The organism is Paenibacillus sp. FSL K6-1330, assembly GCF_037976825.1.
Lineage (GTDB): Bacteria > Bacillota > Bacilli > Paenibacillales > Paenibacillaceae > Paenibacillus_AQ.
In genome coordinates this window covers 3,894,286-3,913,279 of the sequence record NZ_CP150269.1, presented here as the reverse complement: position 1 = coordinate 3,913,279, position 18,994 = coordinate 3,894,286, and the positions used below count along the sequence as shown (strand labels likewise).

At 47.5% G+C, this 18,994-nt stretch carries 14 protein-coding genes and 1 riboswitch; of the genes, 12 read left to right on the top strand and 2 right to left on the bottom strand.

Going from position 1 to position 18,994, the window contains the following annotated elements; genetic code table 11:
• Nucleotides 1–26 precede the first annotated feature (26 nt).
• From NYE54_RS17600 to NYE54_RS17560, 9 genes are all read left to right on the top strand, one after another.
• Entirely contained in the window at nt 27–998 is a 972-nt protein-coding gene (locus tag NYE54_RS17600) for a hypothetical protein (RefSeq protein ID WP_339264932.1), read from the top strand.
• Between the two features lie 40 nt (nt 999–1,038).
• Nucleotides 1,039–1,755, top strand: a complete 717-nt coding sequence (locus tag NYE54_RS17595) for an alpha/beta fold hydrolase (protein WP_083659573.1) — start codon at nt 1,039–1,041, stop codon at nt 1,753–1,755.
• Between the two features lie 22 nt (nt 1,756–1,777).
• Nucleotides 1,778–3,058, top strand: a complete 1,281-nt coding sequence (gene fabD / locus NYE54_RS17590; protein ID WP_339264928.1) for an ACP S-malonyltransferase — start codon at nt 1,778–1,780, stop codon at nt 3,056–3,058.
• A gap of 199 nt (nt 3,059–3,257) precedes the next feature.
• On the top strand, nt 3,258–4,631 hold the full coding sequence (locus tag NYE54_RS17585) for a M20/M25/M40 family metallo-hydrolase (protein WP_339264927.1): 1,374 nt from the start codon (nt 3,258–3,260) through the stop codon (nt 4,629–4,631).
• A 589-nt stretch (nt 4,632–5,220) separates the two neighbouring features.
• Nucleotides 5,221–5,679 (top strand): cupin domain-containing protein, encoded by a 459-nt coding sequence (locus NYE54_RS17580; RefSeq protein ID WP_339264925.1) that lies wholly within the window; start codon nt 5,221–5,223, stop codon nt 5,677–5,679.
• A 676-nt stretch (nt 5,680–6,355) separates the two neighbouring features.
• Entirely contained in the window at nt 6,356–7,282 is a 927-nt protein-coding gene (locus NYE54_RS17575) for an alpha/beta hydrolase (RefSeq protein WP_339264923.1), read from the top strand.
• A 417-nt stretch (nt 7,283–7,699) separates the two neighbouring features.
• Entirely contained in the window at nt 7,700–8,260 is a 561-nt protein-coding gene (locus NYE54_RS17570; RefSeq protein WP_339264922.1) for an XRE family transcriptional regulator, read from the top strand.
• Nucleotides 8,261–8,481: 221 nt separating this feature from the next.
• The gene (locus NYE54_RS17565; protein ID WP_339264920.1) at nt 8,482–9,714 is read left to right on the top strand and encodes an MFS transporter; all 1,233 of its coding nucleotides are present in this window, start codon (nt 8,482–8,484) and stop codon (nt 9,712–9,714) included.
• A gap of 5 nt (nt 9,715–9,719) precedes the next feature.
• Complete coding sequence (locus NYE54_RS17560) at nt 9,720–10,151, top strand: universal stress protein (protein WP_339264918.1); 432 nt, start codon at nt 9,720–9,722, stop codon at nt 10,149–10,151.
• 309 nt (nt 10,152–10,460) lie between these two features.
• Here the strand turns inward: NYE54_RS17560 and NYE54_RS17555 are convergent, their stop codons facing one another.
• Nucleotides 10,461–10,799 carry a hypothetical protein gene (locus NYE54_RS17555; protein ID WP_339264916.1) on the bottom strand — a complete coding sequence of 113 codons (339 nt, stop codon included), beginning with the start codon at nt 10,797–10,799 and terminating at the stop codon, nt 10,461–10,463.
• Nucleotides 10,800–12,103: 1,304 nt separating this feature from the next.
• Nucleotides 12,104–12,198: riboswitch (cyclic di-GMP riboswitch) on the top strand.
• A gap of 229 nt (nt 12,199–12,427) precedes the next feature.
• Here NYE54_RS17555 and NYE54_RS17550 point away from each other — a divergent pair.
• The 3 genes from NYE54_RS17550 to NYE54_RS17540 all read left to right on the top strand — a co-directional run bounded on the left by NYE54_RS17550 (nt 12,428) and on the right by NYE54_RS17540 (nt 17,258).
• Nucleotides 12,428–14,581: an amino acid adenylation domain-containing protein gene (locus tag NYE54_RS17550; protein ID WP_339264914.1), complete on the top strand. Its 2,154-nt coding sequence runs from the start codon at nt 12,428–12,430 to the stop codon at nt 14,579–14,581.
• A gap of 318 nt (nt 14,582–14,899) precedes the next feature.
• Entirely contained in the window at nt 14,900–15,103 is a 204-nt protein-coding gene (locus NYE54_RS17545) for a hypothetical protein (protein WP_339273535.1), read from the top strand.
• 805 nt (nt 15,104–15,908) lie between these two features.
• On the top strand, nt 15,909–17,258 hold the full coding sequence (locus NYE54_RS17540) for a lytic polysaccharide monooxygenase (protein ID WP_339264913.1): 1,350 nt from the start codon (nt 15,909–15,911) through the stop codon (nt 17,256–17,258).
• 344 nt (nt 17,259–17,602) lie between these two features.
• Here the strand turns inward: NYE54_RS17540 and NYE54_RS17535 are convergent, their stop codons facing one another.
• Nucleotides 17,603–18,913, bottom strand: a complete 1,311-nt coding sequence (locus NYE54_RS17535; RefSeq protein ID WP_339264911.1) for an amidohydrolase family protein — start codon at nt 18,911–18,913, stop codon at nt 17,603–17,605.
• Nucleotides 18,914–18,994: the final 81 nt, after the last annotated feature.

The following is an 18,994-nucleotide window of genomic DNA, read 5'->3' as shown; positions in this document are numbered from 1 at the left end:
TTCTGAGCCTAAGGGGGCGGCGAACCATGAAGCTGTCAATGAAAAGGAAACCGTTTAACGAGTTTTGGATGAACTGCATGCTGAACCAGGCCTTTTCCATAGCGGTGTCCGAGGATCCCAGCTACAGGGATGCGGCGTATTTGAACATTTACCGGTACTTTCCTTGGGAGGCCGCAACCGACAAAGACTTCCGCTATCCGACTATTGACACGCTGTATTATATGGACGATCCGGCCAGATTCCCGCTGTCGCAGGTGATCCGCTATATCGAGCCCGGTCATTTCCGCAGCATGGAGACGGTGCCGGAGGAAATCAGGGCGATGCTGGAGGGCGGACGCAACTTGAGCGTAAACGTCGATCTGTATGACTGGCTGCCGGGCAGTATGGCCTGGAAAAGGTTCCATTGGTATCATTATTCGCTGTTTAATGGATACGACAAGGAGCGCGGCGTCTTCTACGTCATTGACGATACGCTTGCCGGCTACGAGGAGCACGAGGTGCCGGAGGAAAGGCTGCTCAAGGCGTACGGCAACTCGGAATACAACGTGAACCCGAGCTATTTGGGGCCTGCCTTCTACGTATACAACTTGCAGGAAAAAATTCAGCCCTATGAGTTGAAGCTGACTGAAGTGGTGGAAAATGCGGAGCGGCTGGCGAGGGAGCTTGGCGAGTTCTCCATAGAGGGCATGTGGAATGTAGATTCCGACCCGGAGAAGAAGCAAGCTCATTTGACCTATGGCCTTGTCGGCGTCAACATCATTTGCAACCGGCATATCGCCAACACGTCGCTGCTCCGCTCCCTGCGGGAGAAGGGGCTGATCGGCGAAGCGCTGCATGAGTCGCTGTCCGGTCAGCTTGGCGCAGTGAGGGACGGATGGGATCTGGTGAAGGACCGATTTGTGACGGGGGACTTCGAACGCGGCAGAGAGCTGGCGCTCGCGGACGATTTGTTCGCGAAGGAAAAAACGTTCTGGACCATGCTTGTCGCCGGCGCGTAAAAGCCGCTTGCGTCAACATGTTACCCGGGAGGCGGGCGTTATGACGATATCTTTAATTTGTTTGCCATATGCAGGGGGCTCCGCTCAAGTGTACAAACGCTGGACGAACCGGCTGCATCCCGGCGTGCGTCTGGTGCCGGCCGAACTGGCGGGCAGGGGAAGCCGCATGGACGAGCCGTTCTATGCGGACGCGGCGGAGGCCGTGCGGGATTTGCTGCCGCTGGTAAGAGAGACGGCGCTTGGCTCAGACTCCTATGCTTTATTCGGCCACAGCATGGGCAGCCTGCTCGAGTATGAGGTGCTGCATGCGCTGCGGGAAGAAGGATTCCCGCTGCCTGCGGCAGTCTTCCTCTCCGGCAGAGGGGCACCGCATTGCGAGCAGAAGGAGGCTCGCCGGACCCATCTGCTTCCGGATGACGAGTTTCTCGAGGAAGTGAAGCGGCTTGGCGGCATGCCGGACGAGCTGTTCCGGCATCGGGAGCTGCTGGATATGTTTATGCCGATCCTAAGAGCCGACTTCAAGCTTGTCGGCGAATACGAGCATCGAATGCGGCCGCCGCTGCCGCTCCGGCTCACCATCTTGAGCGGTAAAGATGACGGCTGCGTCAAAGGCCCGCTCGGCGAATGGGAGCGGTACGCGACGGGAGGCTGCGAGCTGATGCTGTTTGAAGGCGGACATTTTTTCCTGCATGAGTGGGAATCCGATGTTGTAGCGGTGATTAACAAAAAGCTGACCGAGGCGCCTGCCCCGATCTGACCCGTAAGGAGCGTGATGGAAGATGCTGAACAAACATGCGATATGGTTTCCCGGTCAGGGATCGCAGCGCGTCGGGATGGGAAAAATGCTGAGCGAGCGGTATCCGGTTGTCAAAGCGACGATGGAGGAAGCGAACGAAGCGCTGGGCATGCGCCTTGACAGCCTGATGTATGAGGGACCGACAACGGAGATGACGAGGACGGACAATGCCCAACCCGCTATTCTTGCGCTTGGTGTGGCAATGTACAGCGTCTACAGTCGTGAATGGGGATACCTGCCTGCGATGGCAGCCGGCCACAGCCTGGGCGAGATTACCGCTTTAACCTGCGCGGGAGCCATAACGTTCCCGGATGCGCTCAGGCTCGTACGCCGCCGCGGCGAGTTGATGCAAGGGGCCGCCGCTGCAGGGATCGGCACAATGGCCGCCGTGAACGGGCCGAGTCCCGATGTTGTCGCCAAAGTATGCTTGGAAATCAGCGCAAGCTGCACGGACGGAAGCCGTATTGTTGTGGTATCGAATATGAATTCAGACCGGCAAACGGTGATTTCGGGCCACAAAGAGGCTGTCCATGAAGCGTCCGAAAGACTGTCCGCCCATGGGGCCGCAGTCATTCCGCTGCAGGTAAGCGCGCCGTTCCATAGTCCGTTGATGGCGCCGGCGGCGGCACAATTTGCCGAAGTGCTGAGCCGCGTCTCGTTTGGAGAAATGGATTTTCCCGTCGTTTCCTCCTTGACGGGTCTGCCATACGGAAATACGGCGGAGATCGCGGGTATGCTGGCAAGGGGATTGACGGACCCTGTCAATTGGCCGGCTGTCCTTGCCTTTCAGAAAAGTATTGGCGTTGCCTCTGCCGTAGAACTGGGTCCGGGCAATGTATTGAAACGGCTGGCGCCAGCGGACGGACTACGCGTATTCGCTTTTGACGACAAGGAGGATGAAGCGCAACTGGTTGCCGCAAGCCGGCAAACGGACGCTTATTCGATTGATCTGCTGAATCGTTGTCTGGCTATCGCTACGTGCGTCCGCAACCGCAACTGGAACGCGGCCGAATATGAACAAGGCGTCGTTTCGCCTTACCGCGGCGTGCAGCGCTTGGTTGATCGGCTTCGGGAGACGGGAGAGCAAGTGGCGGAAGCGCATGTTCGGCAAGCGCTGGCGATGCTGGAATCGGTGTTTCGCACCAAAGGCACGTCCGCCGATGAGCAGGAGCGGCGACTCGCAAGGCTGTGCGATGAGTTCGGCCTGCGCAGCTTGCCGGGCGTTTCTCCTGCCGACCGGCCATACGCGGGCAGTCCATTATAGTGCGTGTTCAAAAAGGTCGGTTTTCAGCACCGAGAAGGTTGGATAAAGCTAGGGTCAGAGGAGCGGAACGTACGTAGTGGGTACGTGAGCACCGGAAGGCCCGCTGAATTCAAGATTCGATGTCGAATATGCTTTCAGTGTTACTTCGTGATCAAAAGCGGACTTTTTGAACAACCTCTTATTAGGAAGGAGCGGGGTCATGGGGATCCGGCTGAACAATGACGAGTTGGATCAAGATGGAGTCAAGCGCCCGGAAGAGCTGCCGTCTCCCGTGGAGATTTTGCAGGCATTGATCCGCTTTAACACAACAAATCCGCCGGGTGAGGAAGCCGCATGCATCATGTATATCCGGCAACTGCTTGAGGATACGGGCATTGAGACACGGACCTGTTCGCTTGATCCGGCCCGGCCCAATCTGCTGGCCAGGATGAAGGGCAGCGGGGAGGCACCGCCGCTGCTGCTGTACGGGCATGTCGACGTCGTTGGCACAGGGAAGCAAGACTGGAGCCGCGACCCGTTCGGGGGCAACATCGAGGGCGGCTTCGTCTGGGGGCGGGGCGCTCTTGATATGAAAGGCGGCCTGGCGATGCTCGTATCGGCTTTCCTCCGCGCGCATGTACGCAAGCTGCCGCTGCGTGGCGATCTCATTCTGGCGATTGTCAGCGACGAGGAAGCAGGGGGCGAATACGGGGCTTCCTTCCTGGTAGAGCGGCATGCCGATTATTTTGCGGGCGTCAAGTATGCGCTCGGCGAATTCGGCGGCTTCTCGTTTCATGCGCTGGGAAAAACCTTTTATCCGATTATGGTGGCGGAGAAGCAGCTCTGTTGGCTCAAAGCGACGATTCGAGGAGATGGTGGCCACGGCTCCATGGGCAATCCTGGAGCCGACTGTATGGCGCAATTGGGGAACATGCTTCAATCGCTTAGCAGGAATAAGCTGCCGATACGTGTGACACCAGCGGCGCGGTTGATGATTGAAGGCATGGCCGCCGCACTGCCGCTGCTGCCGGCGCTGCTGCTGAGAGGGTTGCTGCGTCCCCGGCTGTGCGGCCTCATCCTGAAGCTGCTGGGGGAAAAGGGAGGGACATTCGCCCCTCTTCTGCGTAATACGATCAGCGCGACCGTTGTTCGCGGCGGCGAGAAAATCAACGTTCATCCAAGCGAAATTACGGTTGAGCTCGACGGCCGAACGCTGCCGGGCGTCACTCCGCAGCAATTTATGGACGAGCTGCGCCGATTCGCGATTCATGATTCGATCGAGCTGGAGGTGCTGCGTCATGACCCATGCGCCGAAGCTCCCGACATGGGGATGTTCGGGTTGCTGTCCGACGTGCTGAAAGAAGCGGATAAGGAGGCCGTTCCGGTGCCGATGCTGCTGCCCGGAGGAACGGACGGAAGATGGTTTGCGAGGCTCGGCATCCAAACCTACGGTTTCCTGCCAATGCCGCTGCCCAAGGACATGCAGTTTACCAAACTGATTCATGCGGCTGATGAACGCATTCCTGTAGAAGCGGTCGGGTTCGGCACGGATGCGATTTACCGGGTGCTGGAACGGTACGGAGCGATGCCATGATGCCTTTTAAAACGTTTTGAATATTCGCATATTTACAATTTTATTAGCGCTTGAAATGCAAATGGCCATTTCAAGCGCTTTTTTTGCATAGCTTTTCAAGATTGTGAGCATGGACACATCGTTATTTCTATGAGTTGCCAACAACAGCTTTTGCACGATTGGAGTTATAGATGATGGCAAAGGATTCAACGTTGAAGAATGTTCACAAAAAAGTTTAGTTTTATCTATTGTAAATAGCTATGTAGAGGATAAACTTAAGGGAGCATGCAATTTGAATCTACAGCGTGTGAAACAAACGTTTCATTCACGTTTAAAATGTAATAGAGGACTACAAAGGCGTAGTCTTACTAAAGCAAAGAGGCTTAAGGTTATAGCATTCCTACTTGTTAGGAAGCGGTATAACTTTAGGCCTTTTTGTGTTTATTCTCTGGTATGGGAGATGAGGAAATGGCAAAAATTTGTTTCACACCTCTTTTAGTCGAGAACAGAATCGATGTTCAAAAGTGTATCACGGCTGTAATGGTTGCTATGCTCATTGCAAGTAAAATGGTTCCAAAAAACTGCACCTAAGAAGTAGAGGAGGGTACCCATGAGTATCGATAAAAAGATGATTGAAGAGATGGTTCGTAAAGTCATCATGGAAAAAGTAGGGGCTGATGCTTTTGAACAGAACGTTCATAGAGGTCCAGGAGGGATTACTTCTATTAAAGTGCCAAATATGAAAGTAACAGAAGAGGATCGTCTCGATACAGGCAACACTAATGATATCGTCTATTGTAAAGATCTTTTTTCGCTAAAGGAAAGTCCAAGACTTGGCTGCGGTATCATGGAGATGAAAAAAACAACCTTTGACTGGACACTTAACTACGATGAAATTGATTATGTGATTGAGGGACATCTGGACGTTATCATCGATGGTACAAAGGTGTCAGCTGGACCAGGAGAAGTGATCCTGATTCCAAATGGAAGCAGGATTCAATTTTCTGTGCCAGAATATGCACGATTTATCTATGTAACATATCCGGCTAACTGGGCAGAACAAGCGTAACATTCTAATTTCTACTCGCCGGAGAAATCCGAAACCGAAACCGCCGCAACAGTAATGTACGTATACTCCGGGCTCCATGGTTTCAGAACCGGGGCTTTAGCGATGCCCCGGTACCAATTTCGAGCGGACTAGCTGCCAGAATAATTCCCGACCGGCGGGCAGGATCTCCTGATACAATCCTTGTATTCTGCGGGATGATGTCTAATGAGACCAATGTGACCACATTACGAACAGTACTAAAGCCTGATTCACTGGGCTTTTTTTTATACCTATTGTAGGATTTTGACACAAAATTGGGTGCATTGTGGAGGACCTTTGTCGATTAGGTGTTTCAACGAAGAAGGTTATCAACCTGAGCAACGACATTCGAATTTATTTACTAACAAAGCAGAAGCTTATAGCGTGGTCACGTCCTATATTGATTATTATAACGAGCGTTGTATTCACTCAAGCATCGGAGTATCAACCATCACATCTCTTTGGTGATCAACTTCGAGTCTATTGCACTTACAGCAAATCGTATTTTTTAAGCTATTCTCGGTCCTCCGTATCTATTTTTCAATCTAGCATCTTGTTTAATGAAACATAACTACATCTTTCACGTATATCCCTTTAGTTCTATATTTTAACAGAGAAAACGATAGAGAAATCTATAGACTATCGTAGAGGTCACGTGATGTCGGTTTTGAAAAAACGAAAGTGGATTTTATGGTTGTCAGCTTTAGTCCTTATCGTTGCAGTTCCAATAACAATTTTCATGCAAATAATCATTCATTCTAATGTACCAGAACTTGCAGAAGGAAGCATTGAGCAGCGTTATGCACAGCAAGGAAGCTATCATGTAAAGGTAGAAGAAGTTAAGAGTACGAGCGGTGAGGCTTTATTTAGAATTTACTACCCAGCATTTCAAGGAGACGAATCCTATCCTATTATTTCTTGGGGGAATGGAACAGATGCCACGCCAGATCGTTATGATGAGCTCTTAACTCATCTTGCTAGCTGGGGATTCATTGTAATAGATTCCTATAGCAAGACAACAGGAACAGGCAAAGAAATTGTGGAGGCTATTGATTATTTGAAAAATGAAAACCAACTAGCAAACAGCTTGTTTTATCAAAGAATACAAATGGAACATATTGGTGTAGCTGGACATTCTCAAGGGTCTACTGGGGTCATTAATGCTCATACCAACTATATAAGTGGATCCTTGATTAAGACGGTTGTATCCATCGCTCTCCCGGATTTGAAGCATTGTGATCCAGAAGATATGTACGATACAGCACGCATTACTGTTCCTTTCTTCATTATGGGCGGTACACGAGATTTTCTAATCTCACCGGTATCAACGAATCAATTAGCCTTGCATAGTACTAACGCAAGTACGCCTGTTATGATGGGGATGGCAAAAGGTGCAGCTCATACTGCGATTGAAGGTAATGGTGGCAATCATAGGGGTTACTTGACGGCTTGGATGAGATATCGGCTGTTTGATGATCAGGAAGCCATGAAGGCATTTCATGGGGATTCTTCGGAGATGTTGCATAATACAAATTGGTTGGACGTTAAACAAGCAAATATGGATGATAAAAAATTCGTGCAATAACAAAAGAACGGCATTTTTTCCGTTCTTTTGTTGATGTAGTCATTGAACTAACGGAGGCGATAGATTAATTGATTTAGGCTGAAGCGACAAATGTCGGAGGACAAGAAAATTGCTGAGAGACAAGAACATAAGCCGATTACCAATTAGTATTTTAGTCATGCCTTTGCAGCACACGCGGTGCAGACTGAGAAGTTACCATTAGATATCGTTAAAGAACTTCTTCATCAGAAAAATATTAGAGTAACAGAATACTACACTGTACCAACTTCCCAGCAGATTACGCTAACAGGAATATTAATACATAGATGTTAGAATTTTTCATAGGAGTGTAGTCCACCATCAAATACTAATCTTATGGAAAAGAGTCTAGATAAACAATATACTAGCTATAAAGTTATTTGTTGAGGTGAATATCAAATGGATGAAGTCGATGAATCAAAACAAATTGTATTACAAATCGGCGGTGCCTTGAAAAAGTACAGAAAAGAAAAAAACATGAGTTTAGACGACTTAGCGGAATTAACTGGCGTAAGCAAACTTACTCTGGGGAATATCGAACGTGGCGATACAAATCCAACTTTGGCGATTATATGGAAAATTTCAAAAGGCATATCTTTACCGTTATTGGCTTTGTTCAAATCAGAAGACCCTGTTAGTTTGTATCGAGCAGGCGAAGGACTGCGGTTTTCTAATGATCAAAAAAATTGGATCATTGAACCAGTCTTTAAAAGCAACGATATTGAAATGTGTCGGGCTTACTTACAGCCAAATAGCTCTTATCACCCTGAAGGTCATCATGTGAATACAACTGAAATTGCAACAGTAATGACGGGTTCCATTGATATTCAACTCAATGGAGAGATTTACACATTGAATCAATATGATACGATCAGTTTTCGTGCAGATTTTCCTCACTCTTATACCAATCATACGAATAACGAAACAGTGCTCCATATATCCTTAAAGTATGGTTTCTAAAAATCGAAAATGCCACTATTCAATACAACTCTGAATTCCATGACGGGAATTCAGAGTTGTATTTTTGTTTTCAGATGAGTTAACGTATGTTATAAAATACTTCTTGTTATTTATATTATATTATACTATACTTTTGTTGTTCGCGCGGATGTTATTGCATAGTTTTTTTCAATCAGCAGGAAACAAACACTACGTATGAGTTCAGGAAGGAGAAATGAAGAATGCCGAACAAACAAAACAAAAAAGCCGTACCATCCTCAATAGGGCTGATCATTCTCGGCATTATTGTTATTGCAGCTAATTTACGTACTCCCTTAACCTCAGTTGGTCCTTTAGTGAGTTTTATAAGGGATGACGTTCATATTTCAAATACATTAGCAGGCCTGATCACAACGGTACCCTTGCTTGCCTTTGCTTTATTATCGCCTCTAGTACCAAAGTTAGGACGAAGATATGGGGTTGAGCGTATCATTTTGATTGCCCTAATCTTTCTGACTGTTGGTATTGTAATACGATCTTTATCTGGCTCAGTTAATCTGTTTATTGGAACAGCAGTTCTTGGATTCGCCATTGCCATATGTAATGTATTATTGCCCAGTATAATCAAACGGGATTTCCCAAATAAAATTGGCTCCATGACAGGAGTTTACTCCATTTCAATGAATTTATGTGGAGCAATCGCATCGGGAATCAGTGTACCGCTAGCCATGAACGCAGGGCTAAAATGGCAGGGAGCATTGGGAATATGGGGGATTCTAAGCTTTGTATCGATCCTCTGTTGGTTACCCCAATTAAGAAATCAAGCGAATCAAACAGCCAAGACAAGTCAAAAGATGGTCAGTAACGATGTGAATGTTTGGCGATCCCCGCTTGCTTGGCAAGTAACCTTGTTTATGGGTATACAGTCTATGGTTTTCTATGTGTTGATCGCATGGTTGCCTGAAATTTTAAAGCAGCAAGGAATTGACTCCAACCAATCTGGATGGTTCCTCTCGATCATGCAGTTATCGATGCTTCCATTTACCTTTATTGTCCCTGTTATTGCTGGGCGTATGTCTAGCCAACGTTTGTTAGTGGTCATCACAACCATTTTGCTTTTGACGGGGACGCTCGGACTTCTTTACGGAAGTTCCAATGTCATTCTGTTGTGGATCATCATACTCGGAATTGGTGGAGGCTTCGCCTTTAGTTTGGCCATGATGTTTTTCGGGTTACGCACTGAAAATGCGCATCAAGCAGCGGAACTATCTGGCATGGCCCAATCGATCGGATATCTTCTTGCCGCAATCGGTCCAGCCCTTATAGGATATCTGCACGATGCAACAAATAGTTGGAACCTGCCACTTTTCATTCTTCTTGGGGCTTCGGTCTTACTCTTTTTAGTTGGTATAGGAGCAGCGAGTAATCGTGTTGTAGGTAGTCGAGATGGTTACGAACTGCCACGGAAAGGATGATAACTATGTTTGACAAAATTATGGTGGCCATTGATAAATCTGAAATAACGAACAAACTCCTTGATGCAACCGTTGAAATAGCCCAAAATAAACAAACTCAAGTTACCTTGGTTAATGTCAGCCAGGATTATGTGTCAAATGGCATGACATATGTACCCGAGAATTTCTTGGAAGAATTATTGAACGAAATGGAGAAAGCGAGTTTGGAACAGCTGCAACAAACCAAATCTAAATTAAAATCTGCGGGGATTAACACGGAAACAGTTCATCTTAAGGGAGACCCTGCACGTGAAATATTAAATTATGCAAAGGATACCGAGCAGCAACTTATTATTATCGGAAGCCGTGGGCTAAGGGGCATAAAAGAAATGATGCTTGGAAGTGTCAGCCACAAGGTTTCACAGCTATCAAGTTGCCCAGTCCTGATTGTACATTAACTCCTTCGGGAACTGCAGAAATGATGCATTGTTTTACTAACGGGGAACGTTATAGATGAATCATACAGCGGCATTCTAGGATATTTGTGTCCTACAATGCCGCTGTTTTCTATATCCCTTTTGATTACTTGTCCGATTAGATGGTTATCTAATGTCTGGTGCGGGTTGCGACAATCTTAATAGATTGCTTGTAAAAAACAGTCGATTTGCTCTAGCCGAATGCCATCAAAACTGGGAGCAGTGTTGTCGGTGGTATGCTCCCTGTTTTTTATGGGCTTTGTCGTCTGACAAAAGCGGTCTTGAGGTCGATTACTGGGGATAATGAAGTCCACGTACGGTGATCTCCGTTTGCATTGGCCAATTACGACAAAACTCAACATGAGATGTCGGCAAAGTGCCCGGATCACAGTTGAGTTTCGGGACGGAGCTCTCTGCTAACCACTCTCCGTACGTGATAACAATGTCCGTCACATCAGCCGGATCTCCATCAAACGGAAGTTGTCGCGGCCAGGTTAACGTCGGTCGGCGTCCTTCGCCAGGCAGCGAGAGTGTCCAGCGATATTCCGTCATTTCTTCCTCCGTCAACTTACGCAGAATGCCGATTGGAAGGAGATTAGTCTCGATGAAAGAGTTGTGTTTTAATACCATCTGTTCACCTTCTACGGATCGTAATGCACGGAAAGTTTTCCGTCCAGGTTCCGGGAGCTCGCTCCAATTACGAGGTTTTATGATTCCCTCCATGTAGGCTATTCCTTTAACGGCCTCCGAATGGCGGTACGCCCAATCAAATCCCAGGGCCGAACCCCAATCGTCCTGATGCAAGTGCTTACTTTCATTGACACCTATTTCAGCGATTAGAAAATCGTTAGCGGAGATGTCAACCTTGAGGGGAGGTATTCTCTCGATCTCAAGACACGGAACCTGTTGTAACGCCAACGCCTTCACCGGGAAGACAGCCTCAAGACAACCATCCGCCGCTCCTGCATCTCCATCCGCTGCAGTGAAGAGCGCAGCGCCAACTCAATCTAGTGCTCCATCGACCACGATTCCAGCTGTCCAGGAAAGTCCGGAAACGGAAGCTCCTCCAGCAGCAAGATAGACCCCACATCATGGGCTTTGATGGACGCGGTCATCGTTCATAGTGGCGAGCATGATGCTACTGATGACGATCAGTGCATGCGGAGGACCGCAGGACCAGGCAGCGAATCAGGTGAATCGATTGTTAGTGGCTACCATCAGATTGACAGGATCCTGAAGGAAATTACTAATCATGGACGGGACCGTAATGGGCTAGTTTAACAACAGCTGCATTCAATCTCCCTACAGGAGATGATTCCGATGGTTGTGAAAATTAGTGCTGTGTTTCGAGTGCTCCACTCTTCGGAAGCGAGATATCGTTACCAGTTATAACATACTACTGACGTTGGTATTTTTGTCCCATATTACAAGAAACAAAAGTAGTGGTTCCAATGATGTCCGTAGTCGTAGTTAGGGCAATGGATATAGGGTAGAAGTTGAAAAATAGGAACAATTGCCTTAATCAGCCAACATCCAATATCCAAGTAATAATAGAAGAATAGACAGGGATAGGAGACAGATAATACTGAATCTATTAGAGTAATGGCGTCATTTTGCGGAAATCTGCCGAGGGACAAAAACGTGTGTATATCTCTGTTCTTAATCGATTTTTGTGTGTAAAACATATCCTGTCTTTTGAATATAATAGTTTTAATAGGTAGTTAAGTGAAGTAGAGTGAAGTCGCCGAAAGCAAAAATTAGTAAAGATTAACTATCATGACCTAGAGTTTCATGATGGTTATCAATATCATCAAAACAATTCTAGAAAGACAATATTGAACAAAAGACCTATCGATTTTCATTTGGAAACAAGATACAGTAAATGTAAATCGAATACATAATATGAACATGATTTACAATTTAATACCAGTTTTGTACGACAATAGCAAACCCGCCGAAAGGTGGCGACGCAAAGCTATAGGGGCTAATGCGGGATCTACTGCGACCGCGATGCCAGCCAGTTGCCGAATACAACGGGAGACCTCCGTTTTATTCATTTGAAGAAAGGGGGTTTTTTGACGTTCCAAAAAACAACGGCTAGCTTCGCTGTAAGAAAAAACTAAGTTTGGGGTTAGATAAGGCCACAGTCATAATTGGCTCAGGAGGGGGGATACTTCTTCATCGCAGAATGCGAAGAGGATTCTTCTGTTCGTTATTAATAAGACATTAATGAATCGATAATCCGGGAGTTGATGGTCATGGAACAAACGACATGTGAAGTATCAATTGACGAATTTCCGTGGGGAGAATGGACCAACGATGAAGGAAGCCGGGTTAGTTTTTGCCTTGATTCTGTAACGACCCGAAAACTCTATCAACTTGCGTTCAATTTCGGAATAACTGTGGATATGGCACTTATGGCTTGTTATGTAATCCTGCTTGCCAAATATACCGGCGAGGATGACCCTGTAATTGGGTATTCGTTGGAAAGCCAGATGCTTCCTATACGATATTCTCCTACTGTACATAAGCCATTAGGTAAGTTTCTGATAGAAGTTAAGCATACCACGATGCAAGCACTCGAAGATCGGAATATGCGTAAGAATCTGAGCGGCAATCCGTTCATCAAAGCGGCGTTTACTTGGCAAAAAGCCAACACCACTCCTTTGAAATCCGATCAGTTGGGGATGTTTGAGCTTGCTTTGACAGCTTTTAAGAAGGAATCTCTCATGATACACCTTGATTATGCGACCCGCTTGTACAGAAAGGAAACGATTGAGCAGATGGGCGACCACTTGAGCCGTATTGTGCAGGATGTTGCCGATTTTCCCGAGAAAGTGATTGCCGACATACACTTGTTGTCCGAAGAAGAGGAGAGACAGATTCAGGCTTTCAGCGGAACTAAGACGGACTATCCTTCCAGCAAAACGGTCCATTACTTGTTTGAGGAACAGGTCCGCTTAACCCCCGATCGCCCGGCGGTCATGACCGAGGACCATCAGATGTCCTATCGGGAATTGAACGAACACGCGAATCAGCTTGCAAAAGCCCTACAGGATCACGGCGTAAAGCCGGAGAGCGTCGTTGGCATTGTCGCGGATCGGTCTATCAGTATGATCGTCGGGCTTACAGCTATATTGAAGGCGGGTGGCGCTTATATGCCCATCGAAGCCGATTCTTCGTGCGAAAGACTCGAATATATGCTCGAGGACAGTCGGGCGGGATTTTTGCTGGCCCCTTCCAGTTGGAAACCTGACTTTGCATTTGAAGGAAAATTAATTTATTGGGACAACGCGCACCTTTACCATGACAGCTGTCCCCATACGATATCTGCAGTAACCTCGCAAAGTCTAGCGTATATCATCTATACTTCCGAATCAACGGGGACACCGAAAGGAGTCATGGTTGAACATCGCAACATCGTAAGACTGGTCAAGAATACTAATTATTTCAATTTTTCCATTGATCATCGAATTTTGCAAACCGGCGCAATTGCATTCGATGCGTCAACCTTTGAAATTTGGGGATCCCTTTTGAACGGATCTACCTTGTATTTGATGAAGGATAAGGATCTATTAGAACTTCTCAAATTGAAGGAAACCATCATCGGCCACCGCATTACGGCTTGGTTTCTGACTACAGCTTTGTTCCATAATCTGGCCGAACAGGATCCTGACATCTTTCGTACGTTGAACACCTTGCTAGTTGGCGGAGAAGCGTTGTCGCCGAAGCTCGTAAACGCCGTAAGTAAGACGTGTCCCGATCTGCGGATGGTCAATATATACGGTCCGACGGAAAACACGACATTCTCCACTTACTTCCCGATTGAACGTGAATTCGAATCCGCCATTCCGATTGGCAGACCAATATGCAATTCCTCCGCTTATATCCTTGACAAACAGTTGAAGCTTCAGCCCATCGGAGTAGTGGGAGAGCTTTGCGTTGGAGGGGACGGTATCGCGCGGGGGTATTTGAACCAACTGGAATTGACAGAAGCAAAGTTTGTGGAACATCCGCTCCTCGGGGAAAGGTTATATCGAACGGGGGATATGGCCCTGTGGCTGCCGGATGGCAATATCGAAATTATCGGGCGAATCGACGATCAAGTGAAGATCAGAGGGTATCGAGTAGAACCGAGAGAAATCGAGGCTCGGCTGCTGGAACACTACGGAATCTCGAAAGCCGCGGTAGCCGTCAAAGCCGACGAGAGTGGCAATCCGATAATATGCGCGTACTTTGTTGCGAAACAGGTTTTGTCCGATACAGATGTCAAAGCGTATTTAGCCCGTAATTTGCCTGAATATTTCCTGCCCTCTCTTGTGGTACAGATGGAAAGTTTGCCGCTCACCCCTAACGGGAAAGTCGATAAAAAAGCTCTGCCGGACCCTGATCTTCTGATGCTTGTCAACTGAGACGAACCGCTAAACGACGCAGCAAATGCTGAAAAAGATCTGGCTGGGCAAGGATGCCGAGAGAATCGAAAACGCATTTGACTCATTGAGATTTAGCGAAATTCGAGGATTTTGTCCGAGTAGGAAAACAAAGCATTTTTCAAATGAATCGGAGATAGCACAGGATTTAGAGCAAATTGGATTTAATACGAAACAAGTAATCCGTGATATTGAAAGTCGCTATTTTAGCGGCTTTTTTGTTTATCGGTACAAGTTCTTGTCAGAGTTAAAAAAGCTGCTGAGCATCTAGGTTACGCCCAGTCCTCCGTTACTGCACATATCAAGCAGCTTGAAGCTGAGGTCGGAAAGCCTGTTTTTGATCGTTTGGGTAAAAAAATGATACTAACCCACTACGTAGAGCAGTTTCTTCCCTACGCTTTTAAAATCATTGAACTATATGATCAAGCTTTAACGACAGACAACGAACCTATTGGTGGCCTTACGCTGGGTGTATCAGAATCACTTATGATTTATCGCGTTTGATTTCCTAGACATTATGACCAGTCTTAAAACAGGTGAAATCGATATTGCATTAGTATTAGAAAGTGATGGATGGAAAATGTCTGAACTCCACTGCGAAAATTGGTGATTTGCCACAAGTTTTTCGTTCACCCAATCGGTATGAAAAATGGGCAATATGAGGATAAATTCAAACTCCTTCACAGGAGCTTGAGCAAAGAGTAGATAAATTACACCCTTGACATGATTTGGTTATTATTCAATAATTATATACAACCAATTACTGGTAATATATCTTTCGTTTCTGTTTAACCATACATCAACTTCGATTGTCTTCATGACACTCCGCTAACACGACTCCAATTTTGACGAAACTAGATTATGCCTATATATAGATTCCTCCATATTAAGACATGATTACTATCCCCTCCGTGGCTTCACCCATAAGCGTACCTACTTGGTTTTGATCTCTACATCGTTGCGCACTATGAATGTCAGCATTCATCAGCAGTTTACATAGCTGATTCTATATAGTAGAGCAGAGTTGCTCACGTTTAATTTCCCCTTCCCAGATTTCTAACCCGCTTGTCTTTACGCTTCTCACAATGTGATTAGGTATTGTTTTTCATGACTTTGTACGAGTATATAAGCTCTAAGGAGTTTGTATAAATCGGCTTAAAAAGGAGCGGATGCCCGCACGATAACGGTTATGCACAGCTTTGAGAGGATCATTTTCAAGAGAGGAGGCAGCTCAAAAGATCGCGATTAAAGATGGTGTCGAAAAACGAAAGGCGCATCATGACCAAACCAAATCATGGGAGGTAATGTGATGATGTTTCAAACTCGTTCGGATTCCCGTTTCATCCTGCGATTCATGCTGATTGGCGGCGGATTGCTGCTCGTATTCGCTTGTATGTTCGCGTTCTCGAAGACCGTGTCAGCCCACGGATATATTAATGATCCGGCTAGCCGCGCGATCCAGTGTAAAAACGGATTGAATACCAACTGCGGCCCGATCATCTATGAGCCTCAGAGCCTGGAGGGGCCGAAAGGTTTTCCTGCTGCCGGACCCCCTGACGGCAAAATCGCCAGCGCCGGCCTTGCCGGCTTCGCTCAGCTTGACCAGCAATCAGCTACGCGCTGGAACAAGGTGAACATGACGAGCGGCACCAACAACTTCACTTGGATTTTTACCGCTCGTCATGCCACGACAAGCTACCGTTATTTCATCACCAAGCCGGATTGGAATCCCAATGCACCGTTGACTCGCGCCCAGTTTGATCTGACTCCGTTCTGCACGATTAACGGGAATGGCCAGCAGCCGCCGGCCACGTTAACCCATACCTGCAACGTGCCGCAAAGAGACGGTTACAATGTCATCCTCGGCGTATGGGATATCGCGGATACCCAAAATGCCTGGTACATCGTCATCGATGCCCAATTCGGTCCTGGCGACAGCATTGCGCCTACGGCGCCGACTAATTTGGCCGTCAGCAACGTTGGCACAACGACGGCCAAGCTGACTTGGGGGGCCTCGACGGACAACAATGCCGTCACGGGTTATGAGGTGTACAACGGTGTCAATGTCATCGCCACCATACCTGCCAATCAGACGAGCGCCAATCTCACCAATCTATTGGCAGGCACGACTTATAACATAGTTGTGAAGGCGTTCGACGCTTCCGGCAATCGATCGCCGAGCAGCAACAGTGTCCAGTTTACGACCACGCAGTTACCGGTTGACGTGACGCCGCCGACCAATCCGACCGGCCTGCATGTGATGGGCACCCCGACGTCGACATCAGTCACGTTGATGTGGAATGCATCCACAGATGATTCCGGCATCGCTGGTTACAGGATTTACAACGGCAGCACGGTGATCGCTACCGTCACTGGAACGGCAACCGAGAAGGTCATTACCGGTTTGTCGCCGAACTCGCAATATACGTTTACGGTCCGCGCTTACGACCCGTCGAATAATGAATCTGGCGACAGCAATGCCGTGACAGTGTCAACGCCTGACGGGCCGAGTGCAACGCCATGGGCGCCAAATACCGCTTATGAGGTCAATGCGCTTGTATCCTATGACGGCAAGGTGTACAAATGCATCCAGCCCCATACCTCCTTGCCGGGTTGGGAGCCGAGTAACGTGCCCGCGCTCTGGCAGCTACAACCGTAAACGCGTGCTTTAGATGAGCAGGAAGCCCGCCGCTTGCAAAGAGCGGCGGGCTTATTTTTCATGGTTGATTCAATCGAATAGATTCCATCAATGTCTCTAACATACTGATACTACCAGTGCGAAATATAAGACTAGAAGGGGGAGAATAGGATGAAGGAATTGTTGCCGGGCCGTACGCCTCATCCCGAAATGCATTCGGGTCAACGAGAAGCGGGGCGGCAAAGTCCAAACCGCTCCCTGCGATGAGCAATGAGCATCGACTTAAAATAATCAATTAAATCAACTAAAGCTCCATGCTTTGGCATGGAGTTTTAGCTTTCCTTATACAGGGATATCGCATCTGATTAACCTAGCTGCTGCGAACCATTGAACCATACGGATTTGATCGACAAGGTATCCGAAATATTAGTGGTCGGATCACCGTTTACAAGAATAAGATCAGCGCGCGCACCTTCGGTAATACGGCCGCGATCGTGAAGACCAAAGCAACGGGCCGGTTTGATAGTAGCCGACTGAAGAGCTTCGATCGGAGTGAACCCGGCCTTCACCAGCAGTTGCATTTCGTGGTGGACACTGGCCCCATGAGCAAGACCGCCAAGGTTCGGAACGGGAACCGGCGCGACATCCGTCCCTACCAGAATATCAACTCCGGCACGGTGAAGATCCATCACATTCTGAAAGCTGTTTTCCATATTACCTTGCGGAAACGTATTGAAGCTTGAGTTCAAAATATCGATCCAGTCCGGACTTAATTTGGAATGAACACGTGGATCATTCGCCAATTCCGATGCCGGATTTCCAATAATCGATGAATTCAACACCAAGCACGGTATAACAAAAGCGCCTGAACCCGCTATGGACTTCACTAAGTCGGATGTGTACTCGGGTCTGTCGATAAATAAATGGCCTAAACCGTCGACTCCAAAATCGATAGCTTCTTGCGATGAAAGAGCCGTCAAGACGTGGGCAATGACCAGCTTATCCAACTTGTGGGCTTCTTTCACGGCTGCTTTTAAAATCTCGTCGCTTAGTACAGGCAGGCCAGGTGCCCCCATGACCGTTCCTTCTTCAATCATGACCTTAATATAGTCGGCTCCATTCTCCACCTGGGTATGCACATGCTTAATCGCTTCTTCCACCGTCGTCACTTGCGGGATTTCTTCGTGATCGTGAGCGTATGCGGCCAACATCGCTTCACGGTCTTCCTCGGATAACTTCTCTAGCTCCTTCAATACGAATTCCGGTATTTCATCTCCATCGGGCAGTAACTCATCTGGGTGTCCACCCGGAGCGCTGATCGCTGTGCCGGCAGAACGGACGTCAGCGACGTCATTTACATTTTTCAACTGAATCTCGCGCCCTCTTTTAGTAAAATCGCCGTTCATTTCGAGTTCTGTTGTAACACCGAATTTTAAGGCATCTCGTAATCCGCCGATTGAGGTGTGGACATGTGCATCAATCAGACCAGGCATTAGAGTCCCATTTTCTCCATCGATAATCGTTGCATCGGCCGGAAGGTCTCCGCCCACTGAAATAATGGATTCCCCTTTAATGACAACATGTCTGGGTGCAATAATTTGATCTCCATCAAAGATACGTACATTTGTAATCGCCGTAACTTGTTCTAACGCAGCATTTTGAGTTATCTTCTCCATTTGAATTCCTCCCAAGTGTTTGTCGTCCAACAATCCGGAGTATAACTGTTAGATGTCTAACTGTCAATAAACTAATATTTG